We start from the raw sequence: 10323 nt of genomic DNA, 5'->3' as shown, positions 1-10323 counted from the left end.
TCTTCTGAGCACCGCCACGGGGCATCGCCCTCCCGGAGGCCCTTGACTTCGGCCGCCGGGGGGGTGCGATCGTGGCGCGCGGCGGGGGGCACGAGGCACGGGTTGGCGGCCGCGAAAGGGCTTTTGAAGTTCCTAGGCTCTCCACGCCGGCCGCACCCATCCGAATCGTTCATAGATCGAAATGGATCTATACAGGCAACGGGGCGTCTCTTCCCGACATATTCATAAGGAGCAGGATCATGTCACGCATTGTCGAATTCGCGAAAGCCGGCGGCCCGGAAGTCCTGGAATTCAAGGATATAGAAGTCCCTACGCCTGCAGACGACGAGGTCCGCATCCGGGTGAAGGCGATCGGTCTCAACCGTGCCGAAGCGATGTGGCGCGAGGATGCCTATATCGAGCCTGTCAAATTCCCCGCGCGCCTGGGCTACGAGGCCGTCGGCATCGTCGATGCCGTCGGCAGGAACGTCACCGAAGTTGCAGTTGGCGATGCGGTGAACACCATCCCGTCCTTCTCGATGAATCAATATGGCATGTACGGCGATGTCGTCCTTGCTCCCTCCTACGCCATCGTGAAGCACCCGCCTTCGCTCTCCTACGAGCAGGCGGCCTCCATCTGGATGATGTTCGTCACCGCCTACGGCGCGCTGATCGGGGACGCCAAGCTGACGGCGGAAGACGCGGTGATCATCCCCGCCGCGTCCAGCAGCGTTGCTCTTGCAGCCATCCAGATCGCCAACCTCGTCGGGGCGACGACAATCGCGCTTACCCGCACCGGCGCCAAGCGTCAGCAACTGCTCGACGCGGGCGCCAAGCACGTCATCGCCACCGAGGAACAGGATCTCGTCGCCGCAGTGATGAAGATCACGGACGGCAAGGGCGCGCGCGTGGTGTTCGATCCGGTCGGCGGCCCGACCCTGCCCAAGCTGATCTCCGCCATGTCGTTTCAGGGCATCCTGTACATCTATGGCGCGCTCAGCGACGAGGTAACACCGCTGCCGGTGCTCGACATGATCGCCAAGATGCCGGTCATCAAGGGGCACAATATCTGGCTGACCAGCGGCGATCCGGTTCGCCAGAAGGCCGCCGTCGACTTCATCCTGAAAGGCTTCGAGAGCGGCGCACTGAAGCCGATCATCGATCGCGTTTTCTCCTTCGACCAGATCGTCGAGGCGCACCGCTACATGGAAGCCAACGGCCAGTTCGGGAAGATCGTCGCCACGGTCTGAGACCAGCGGCCCCAGCGATCCGCTTCCAGCTCCAACGACGGATTCACCCTGCTCAAGTCCACGCTGAAGGAGCTCCGCGACCTCAAGAAGCACGGCGTCACGGACGAGGAGCTCAGGCGGGCCAAGGACCACCTCAAGGGCAGCCTCATGCTCTCGCTCGAGTCCACGTCGAGCCGGATGAACCGGCTGGCGAAGCACGAGATGCACCACGGGTCGTTCCTGACGATGGACCAGATGCTCGCCGCGATCGACGGGGTCCGCCACGAGGAGGTCCAGGCGCTCATCGCCGAGCTGCTCGACGAGGACCGCCTCGCGCTCACGACCCTCGGGCCCCTCGATCGCCGCGACCTCCCGCGCGAGCTGCTGCGGCATTGAGTTGGGGGGCCCCGAGATGGCCCCCCAACCCCCCCAACTCGGGTCGCGATCGAGCTCGACGCTCGATCGTTCCAGCAGCACGCCGAGATGGCCCCCCCAACCCCCCAACTCGCCTGGGCCCCGCGGCTCGCACGATCCCGGTCATTGAAGGGCTCGCCTCGCCCGTCGAACGGGCTCGGCTCGCACTTCCACTGCGGCATGTTTTGCTCTAAGGTGGGAGCGTGATCGACCGCTACACCCGCCCGGAGATGGGTCGCCTCTGGAGCGAAGAGTCCAAGTACCAGGCGTGGCTCAGGGTGGAGCTGGCGGTGTGCGAGGCTTACGCGCGGCGGGGCCGGATCCCCGCGGACGCGATGGCCCGGATCCGCCAGAAGGCGCGCGTCGACGTCGGCCGGATCCTCGCCATCCAGGAGCGCGTGAAGCACGAGATGATCGCGCTCCTGACGAGCCTCGAGGAGCAGCTCGGCCCCGATTCCCGGTTCGTCCACATCGGCCTCACCACGAGCGACGTCTGGGACACCGCCACCGCGCTCCAGCTCCGTGACGCGGCCGACCTGCTGATCGCCGGGCAGGAGCGGTTGCGGCAGACGCTCGCAGCGCTGGCCCTCCGTCACAAGGACACGCTCACGGTCGGGCGGACCCACGGGGTCCACGCCGAGCCGACGACGTTCGGCCTCAAGGCCGCGGTCTGGTACGCCGAGGCCGGCCGCAATCTCGAGCGCCTGGGTCGCGCCCGCGCCGCGATCGCGGTGGGCAAGCTCTCGGGCGCCGTCGGCAACTTCGCCCACGTGGAGCCCGAGCTCGAGGCCGAGGTGTGCCGCGAGCTCGGTCTCGAGGCGGCGCCCGTGTCCACCCAGATCGTCCAGCGCGACCGCCACGCGGAGTTCTGCGCGACGCTGGCGATCGCCGCGGCCTCGCTCGAGAAGATCGCGCTCGAGGTGCGGGGGCTCCAGCGCACCGAGGTCCTCGAGGCCCAGGAGCCCTTCGGCGAGGAACAGAAGGGCTCGAGCGCGATGCCCCACAAGCGGAACCCGGAGCTCAGCGAGCGCGTCTGCGGGCTCGCGCGCCTGGTCCGGTCGCACGCGCAGGCCGCGCTCGAGAACGTCGCGCTGTGGCACGAGCGGGACATCAGCCACTCCTCGGTCGAGCGGGTGATCCTGCCCGACGGGACGATCGTCCTCGACTACCTGCTGCACCTCGCGACGCTCATCGTCGAGGGGCTCGAGGTGGACCCGGCGCGGATGGCGGAGAACCTCGAGCTGAGCCACGGGCTCGTCTACTCCCAGCGGGTGCTCCTCAAGCTCACGGACGCGGGGCTCCCGCGGCAGGTCGCGTACGAGATCGTCCAGCGCAACGCGATGCGCGCCTGGAAGGAGCGGCGCCCCTTCGGGGAGCTGCTCGCCGCCGACCCCGAGGTGACGGCGCACCTCGGGCCCGACGAGCTGAAGGGCTGCTTCGACCCCGCGTTCTATCTCCGCAACGTGGACGCCGTCTTCAAGCGCCTGGGACTGATCCCCTGACACCCGGAGGGCCCCACGTGAACGTCGAGACGCGCGAGAAGCTCTACGAGGGCAAGGCGAAGATCGTCTACGCGACCAGCCGGCCGGGCGTCGTCGTCCAGTTCTTCAAAGACGACGCCACGGCCTTCAACGCGCTGAAGCGGGGGACCATCGTCGGCAAGGGCGTCGTCAACAACCGGATGTCCGCGGCGATGTTCGAGCGGCTCGAGCGGGCGCGGATCCCGACGCACTACCTCGGCACGCTCTCGGACCGCGAGATGCTCTGCCGCCGGCTCGACATCATCAAGATCGAGACGATCGTGCGCAACATCGTGGCCGGGAGCCTCGCCAAGCGGACCGGGCTCGAGGAGGGCACGCCGATCCGGCAGCCGATCGTCGAGCTCTACTACAAGTCCGATCCCCTCGGCGACCCGATGCTGAACGACGACCACGTGCGGATGCTCCGGCTCGCGACGCCGGCCGAGCTCGCGTGGATGCGGCGCACGGCGCTCCGGATCAACGCCGTGCTGCGGCCCCACATGCTGAAGCGCGGGCTCCTGCTCGTCGACTTCAAGCTCGAGTTCGGGCGGGCGGGGAAGACGCTCTACCTCGGCGACGAGATCTCGCCCGACACGTGCCGGCTCTGGGACCGGGAGACGCGCGAGAAGCTCGACAAGGACCGGTTCAGGCGCGACCTCGGCGGCGTCGAGGAGGCCTATCAGGAGGTCTACCGGAGGTTGGTCGAGGCGTGAAGGTCCGCGTCCTCGTCAGGCTCAAGCCCGGCATCCTCGACGTCCAGGGCGCGGCGGTGAAGCGGGCGCTCGCCGGGCTCGGGTTCGCCGAGCTCAGCGACCTCCGCGTCGGGAAGGTGATCGAGGTCGAGCTCCACGCCGCGTCGGCCGCCGACGCGCACGCGCGCGTCGGCGAGATGTGTCGCCAGCTCCTGGCCAACCCGATCCTGGAGGACTACACGATCGAGATGGCGGACGACCTTGCCCCGCGCGGGGCCGTTCGGTAAGATGAACGCGTGATGAGATTCGGCGTGGTCGTCTTTCCGGGCACGTGGAGCGACTGCGACTTCCACTACGTCATCTCCGAGGTCCTGCACCAGCCGGTGAAGTACGTCTGGCACCGGGAGCGCGACCTCCGTGACCTCGACTGCGTCGTCCTGCCGGGCGGGTTCTCGTACGGCGACTATCTCCGCGCGGGCGCCGTCGCCGGGCGCTCGCCGGTCGTCGAGGCGCTCCGCGAGTTCGTGGCGGGGGGCGGCACGGTCCTCGGCTCGTGCAACGGCTTCCAGATCCTCTGCGAGGCGGGGTTCCTGCCGGGGGCGCTCACGCGCAACGAGTGCCTGCAGTACCGCTGCCAGTCCACCCACCTCATCGTGGACAACGTCGAGACGCCGTTCACGCGGGGGCTCAGGCTCGGGCAGGTGCTCACGATGCCGATCTCCCACGGCGAGGGCAAGTACTACGCGGACCCCGAGACGCTGCGCGAGCTCCGGGCGAGGAACCAGGTGGTCTTCCGCTACGCAGAGGCCGACGGGCGCGTTACGCGGGCGTCGAATCCCAACGGCTCGCTCGAGAACATCGCGGGCATCGTGAGTCTGGAGGGTAACGTGCTCGGCCTCATGCCGCATCCCGAGCGCGCGGCCGAGACGGCGATGGGCGGCACGGACGGGCTCCAGCTGTTCCAGAGCCTCCTCGGCAGCCTCGTCGAGGACGGCAGCTTCCTCAAGCGGTAGCCGGGTGACGGGGGCCTCGCCCAAGGTCACGCTCGACCTCGCGAGGGAGTCCGGCCTCACCGCCGACGAGTACGATCGCATCCTGGCGCGGCTCGGCCGCGAGCCCACCTACACCGAGCTCGGCCTCTTCTCGGCGCTCTGGTCCGAGCACTGCGCCTACAAGCACTCGCGCGTCTTCCTCGCCCGGTTGCCGACCACGGGCGCGCGTGTGCTGCAGGGGCCGGGAGAAAACGCGGGGGCGATCGACATCGGCGACGGCTGGGCGGTCGTCTTCAAGATGGAGAGCCACAACCACCCGTCGTTCATCGAGCCCTTCCAGGGCGCGGCGACGGGCGTGGGCGGGATCCTCCGCGACATCTTCACGATGGGCGCCAGGCCCATCGCCATCCTCGACTCGCTCCGGTTCGGCGATCCGGCCGATCCGAAGACGCGGCGTCTCATCGAGGGCGTCGTGTCGGGGATCTCGTGGTACGGGAACTGTTTCGGCTGCCCGACGGTGGGCGGCGAGATCGCCTTCGCGCCCGAGTACGCGGGTAACCCGCTCGTCAACGTGATGTGCGTCGGCCTCGTGCGCGCCGACCGGATCTTCCGCGCCCGGGCCGAGGGGGTCGGCAACCCGGTCTTCTACGTCGGCAACAAGACCGGGCGCGACGGGATCCACGGCGCCACGATGGCGTCCGCGACCTTCGACGAGACGGCCGCGGAGCGCCGGCCGACGGTGCAGGTGGGCGACCCGTTCACCGAGAAGCTCCTGCTCGAGGCCTGCCTCGAGGCCATGGGCACCGGCGCGGTCGTGGGCATCCAGGACATGGGCGCCGCGGGGCTCGCGTGCTGCACGTCGGAGATGCCGGCGCGGGCGGGCACGGGGATGGACGTCGAGCTCGCGCGCGTGCCCCAGCGCGAGACGGCCATGACGCCCTACGAGATCCTCCTGTCGGAGTCGCAGGAGCGGATGCTCCTCGTCGCGGCGCGGGGCCGTGAGGAGGAGGTCACGCGGATCTTCGCCAAGTGGGAGCTCGACGCGGTCGAGATCGGGCGCGTGACGGCCGGCGGCACGCTGACCGCGCGCCTCGACGGCGAGGTGGTCGCCCACGTGCCGGTGGACCTCCTCGCCGACGGGCCGAAGTACACCAAGCCGGTCGCGCGTCCCGCCTGGCAGGACGAGGCCGAGCGGTTCGATCCGTTCACGCTCCCCGAGCCCGCCGACTATGCCGCGGCGCTGGTCGAGCTCTGCGGCTCGCCGACGCTCGCGTCGAAGGAGTGGACCTGCCGGCAGTACGACCAGCAGGTCGGAACCAACACGCTCGTCCTCCCGGGCTCCGACGCGGCGGTGCTGCGCGTGAAGGGGACGCGTCGGGCCCTCGCGCTGGCGACGGACGGCAACGGCCGGCAGGTGTTCCTCGACCCGCGGGTCGGCGCCGCCCTGGCGGTCTGCGAGGCGGCGCGCAACGTCTCCTGCGCCGGGGGCGAGCCCCTCGGGCTGACCGACTGCATGAACTTCGGCTCGCCGGAGCGCCCGGAGATCCTCTGGCAGTTCGCCGAGGCGATCGAGGGGATCGCCCTCGCCTGCCGCGCGCTCGAGATCCCGGTAGTGGGCGGCAACGTTTCCTTCTACAATGAAACCAGCGGCCAGGCGATCCTGCCGACGCCGATCATCGGGGTGGTCGGGCTCCTGGAGGACGCCGAGCGGCGGGCGACCCAGTGGTTCAAGGGCGCCGGACACCGCGTGGCACTCCTCGGGCCGGACCGCGTGAGCCTCGGCGGGAGCGAGTACCTGTGGACGGCGCACCGGCGGCTCGCCGGGCGGCTCGCGCCGCTGGACCTCCCGCTGGAGCGCCGGATCCAGGGCGCCGTGCGGGCGGCGGTGAGGGCGGGGCTCGTGACCGCCGCCCACGACTGCTCGGAGGGCGGCGTCGCCGTGGCGCTCGCCGAGTGCTGCGTGACGGGGCGCGAGCCGGTCGGCTGCGAGGCGACGCTCGAGGGGGGCGGCCGCGCGGACCTCGTGCTCTTCGGCGAGGGGCCGTCGCGCGTCGTGGTCTCCGTGGAGGAGGCGCGAGCGCGGGAGTTCGAGGGCCTGATGGCGGAATCGGCCATCCCCTGGCGGTGGCTCGGGGCGACGGGGGGCGAGCGGCTCACCCTCCGCGTCGGGACGAAGACGATCGTCGACGTCGCGGTGGACCGCGTCGACCGCGCGTGGAGGAGCGGATTTGAACGTCACCTGGCGTGACGACGACCGATTCCACGACGAGTGCGGCCTCTTCGGGGTCTGGAATCACCCGGAGGCGGGCAACGTCACGTACCTCGGCCTCTACGCGCTCCAGCACCGCGGCCAGGAGTCGGCCGGCATCGCGGCGACCGACGGCGTCAGCTTCCACACCGAGAAGGCGATGGGGTGGGTGGCCGACGTCTTCTCGCCGGAGCGCCTGCGCCGCCTGCCCGGGCACCGCGCCATCGGCCACGTGCGCTACTCGACGTCGGGGAGCTCCAACCTCCGGAACGCCCAGCCGATCACCGCGAACACCGCGCGCGGGCCGATCGCGATCGCCCACAATGGCAACCTCACGAACGCCGAGACGCTCCGTCACGACATGGAGCGCGAGGGCGCGATCTTCCAGTCGAGCTCGGACACCGAGGTGATCCTGCACCTCCTGGCGCGCGCGCCCGCCGGGCCGCTCGAAACGCAGATCACGTGGGCGCTCCGGCGCGTGACGGGCGCCTACTCGCTCCTCATCCTGACCCCCGACGCCATGTACGCGATCCGCGACCCGTACGGCTTCCGCCCCCTCACGCTCGGCAGGCTCGGCGAGGCGCACATCGTCGCCTCGGAGACGTGCGCGCTCGACCTCATGGAGGCCCAGTGGGTGCGCGACGTCGAGCCGGGGGAGATCCTGATCGTGGCCGACGCGGGTCTCCGGTCGGTGCGGCCGTTCCCGCCCGCCGAGCGCCTCCAGTGCGTCTTCGAGTACGTCTACTTCGCGCGCCCCGACTCGATCCTCTGGGGGCGCAACGTGCACACCGTCCGCAAGGCGATGGGCCGGCAGCTCGCGCGCGAGTACCCGGTCGTGGCGGACATCGTCATCCCCGTGCCCGACTCCGGGGTGAGCGCGGCGCTCGGCTACTCCGAGGAGTCGGCCACGCCCTACGAGATGGGGCTGATCCGCAACCACTACGTCGGGCGGACCTTCATCGAGCCCAAGCAGGGGATCCGCCACTTCGGCGTCAAGGTCAAGCTCAACCCGATGCGCGAGATGCTCGAGGGCCGCCGTGTCGTCGTCGTGGACGACTCGATCGTGCGCGGCACGACGAGCCGGAAGATCGTCAAGATGATCCGGGGCGCCGGCGCGCGGGAGGTCCACATGCGCATCTCGTCGCCGCCGATCCAGTGGCCCTGCTACTACGGGATCGACACGCCGACGCGCAAGGAGCTGATCGCCTCGAGCCACGCGCCCGAGGAGATCCGGCGCTACCTCGGCGCCGACTCCCTCGGCTACCTCTCCCTCGACGGCATGCTCAAGTCCACGGGCGCCGACCCGGCCGCCTTCTGCCACGCGTGCTTCACCGGCGGCTACCGCGTCGGGATCGAGCCCGAGGCGACGGCCCAGCTCCGGCTCTTCGAAGGCTGAGTGCCCGTGAGCGGATCGCACGATCGAGCCGCGCCCCGGGTGTCCCGGGGCGTGAGCGAGCGTCCGGGGGGCATGGGGGGCCCGTCGCGGCCCCCCATGGAGTGAGGTGAAACCGCTCACCTACCGCGAGGCCGGCGTCGACATCGATGCCGGCGACGACGCGGTCCGCCGGATCGCGCCTCTCGCCAGAAAGACCCTCCGCCGCGAGGTCATCGGCGGCATCGGCGGATTCGCCGGCTTCGTGCGCGTCCCGCCGAGGCTCGTGGAGCCCGTGCTCGTGTCGTCCACCGACGGTGTCGGCACGAAGCTCAAGGTCGCGTTCATGACCGGTCGGCACGACACGGTCGGGATCGACCTCGTCGCGATGGGCGTCAACGACGTCCTGGTGCACGGCGCGGAGCCCCTCTACTTCCTCGACTACATCGGCACGGGGCGGCTCGATCCCGCGCAGGTCGAGGCGATCGTGAGCGGCGTGGTGCAGGGGTGCCTCGCGGCCGGCTGCGCCCTGATCGGCGGTGAGACCGCCGAGCTGCCGGGGTTCTACGCGCCGGGCGAGTACGATCTGGCGGGCTTCGCGGTGGGGATCGTCGAGCGGAAGAAGATCGTGGACGGCGCGGCGGTCAGGCCGGGCGACGTCGTGCTGGGGCTCCAGTCGTCGGGCCTCCACGCGAACGGCTACAGCCTCGCGCGCCGGGTCATCTTCGACGAGCTCCGGCTCCCGCTCGACTCGATCCTGCCGGGGACGGATCGCCGCGTGGGCGACGTGCTGCTGGAGCCTACGCGGATCTACGTGAAGCCGATCCTGGCGCTCCTGAAGCGTCTCCCGGTGCGGGCCATGGCCCACGTCACCGGAGGCGGGATCACGGGCAATCTTCCCCGCGTCCTCCCGAAGGGCTGCCGCGCGCGGATCTCGCGGAGCGCGTGGAAGATCCCGCCGGTGTTCGAGGCCATCCAGCGCGGCGGCCGGATCGGCGACGCGGAGATGTTCAGGACATTCAACATGGGGATCGGCTACGTGCTGGTGACGGCGCGGAAGCACGCCGACGAGGTCGTGCGGGTCCTCGGCGGCGGCGAGACCGTTCTGCCCATCGGCGAGATCGTGGCGGGCGCGCGCGGCGTGGAGCTCGTCGCGTGACGCGCGAGGACATCCGGCTGCGCGTGGGCGTGCTCGGCTCGGGGCGCGGCTCGAACCTCCAGGCGCTCCTCGACGCCGCGGCGCGCCCGGGCTACCCGGCGCGCGTCGTCGTCGTGGTCTCCGACAAGGAGCGGGCGCAGGCGCTCGAGCGCGCGCGGGCCCACGGCGTCGCGGCGGTGTGGCTCAACCCGAAGGACTTCGGCGACCGCGCGGCGTACGACGCGGCCCTCGGCCGGCTGCTCGAGGAGCACCGCGTGGGGCTCGTCTGCCTCGCGGGGTTCATGCGGATCCTCACGCCGGAGCTCGTCCGCGCCTTCGCCGGCCGCGTCCTGAACATCCACCCCTCGCTGCTCCCGGCCTTTCCGGGCCTGCACGCCCAGCGCCAGGCCCTCGACTACGGCGTCAAGGTCGCCGGCGCGACGGTCCACTTCGTCGACGAGGGCGTCGACACCGGACCGATCGCCCTGCAGGCGAGCGTGCCCGTCCAGCCCGACGACACGGAGGAGTCCTTGTCGGCCCGCATCCTCGCCGTGGAGCACCGCATCTATCCCGAGGCCGTCCGCCTCTTCGCCGAGGGCCGGTTGAGGCTCGCCGGCCGCAAGGTGATCGTGCGATGAGGGTCAGGCGCGCGCTCGTCTCGGTCCACGACAAGACCGGCGTCGTGGACTTCGCCCGCGGCCTCGCCGCGCTCGGAATCGAGCTCCTCTCCACCGGCGGG

At 70.6% G+C, this 10323-nt stretch carries 10 protein-coding genes; all 10 read left to right on the top strand.

Translation table 11 applies throughout. From position 1 onward, the window contains the following. Positions 1-239 precede the first annotated feature (239 nt). The 10 genes from VKG64_13350 to purN all read left to right on the top strand — a co-directional run bounded on the left by VKG64_13350 (position 240) and on the right by purN (position 10222). Positions 240-1229, top strand: a complete 990-nt coding sequence (locus VKG64_13350) for a zinc-dependent alcohol dehydrogenase family protein (protein HKB26028.1) — start codon at positions 240-242, stop codon at positions 1227-1229. Between the two features lie 147 nt (positions 1230-1376). Continuing rightward, complete coding sequence (locus tag VKG64_13345) at positions 1377-1604, top strand: hypothetical protein (protein ID HKB26027.1); 228 nt, start codon at positions 1377-1379, stop codon at positions 1602-1604. 221 nt (positions 1605-1825) lie between these two features. Beyond that, on the top strand, positions 1826-3124 hold the full coding sequence (gene purB, locus VKG64_13340) for an adenylosuccinate lyase (GenBank protein ID HKB26026.1): 1299 nt from the start codon (positions 1826-1828) through the stop codon (positions 3122-3124). A 17-nt stretch (positions 3125-3141) separates the two neighbouring features. Then, positions 3142-3855, top strand: a complete 714-nt coding sequence (purC, locus tag VKG64_13335) for a phosphoribosylaminoimidazolesuccinocarboxamide synthase (protein HKB26025.1) — start codon at positions 3142-3144, stop codon at positions 3853-3855. Further along, on the top strand, positions 3852-4121 hold the full coding sequence (gene purS, locus VKG64_13330; GenBank protein HKB26024.1) for a phosphoribosylformylglycinamidine synthase subunit PurS: 270 nt from the start codon (positions 3852-3854) through the stop codon (positions 4119-4121). The genes purC and purS overlap by 4 nt, the downstream gene beginning before the upstream one ends. 12 nt (positions 4122-4133) lie before the next feature. Then, positions 4134-4847: a phosphoribosylformylglycinamidine synthase subunit PurQ gene (gene purQ / locus VKG64_13325; GenBank protein ID HKB26023.1), complete on the top strand. Its 714-nt coding sequence runs from the start codon at positions 4134-4136 to the stop codon at positions 4845-4847. A gap of 4 nt (positions 4848-4851) precedes the next feature. After that, entirely contained in the window at positions 4852-7074 is a 2223-nt protein-coding gene (gene purL / locus VKG64_13320; protein ID HKB26022.1) for a phosphoribosylformylglycinamidine synthase subunit PurL, read from the top strand. Continuing rightward, on the top strand, positions 7055-8470 hold the full coding sequence (purF, locus tag VKG64_13315) for an amidophosphoribosyltransferase (protein HKB26021.1): 1416 nt from the start codon (positions 7055-7057) through the stop codon (positions 8468-8470). The genes purL and purF overlap by 20 nt, the downstream gene beginning before the upstream one ends. Positions 8471-8576: 106 nt before the next feature. Further along, complete coding sequence (purM, locus tag VKG64_13310; protein ID HKB26020.1) at positions 8577-9605, top strand: phosphoribosylformylglycinamidine cyclo-ligase; 1029 nt, start codon at positions 8577-8579, stop codon at positions 9603-9605. Further along, complete coding sequence (purN, locus tag VKG64_13305; GenBank protein HKB26019.1) at positions 9602-10222, top strand: phosphoribosylglycinamide formyltransferase; 621 nt, start codon at positions 9602-9604, stop codon at positions 10220-10222. Before purM ends, purN begins: the two co-directional genes overlap by 4 nt. Positions 10223-10323 lie beyond the last annotated feature (101 nt).

This window comes from Candidatus Methylomirabilota bacterium (assembly GCA_035260325.1).
Classification (GTDB): domain Bacteria; phylum Methylomirabilota; class Methylomirabilia; order Rokubacteriales; family CSP1-6; genus AR19.
The sequence above is the reverse complement of the archived record's forward strand: the minus strand, read 5'-3'. Positions and strand labels throughout refer to the sequence as shown.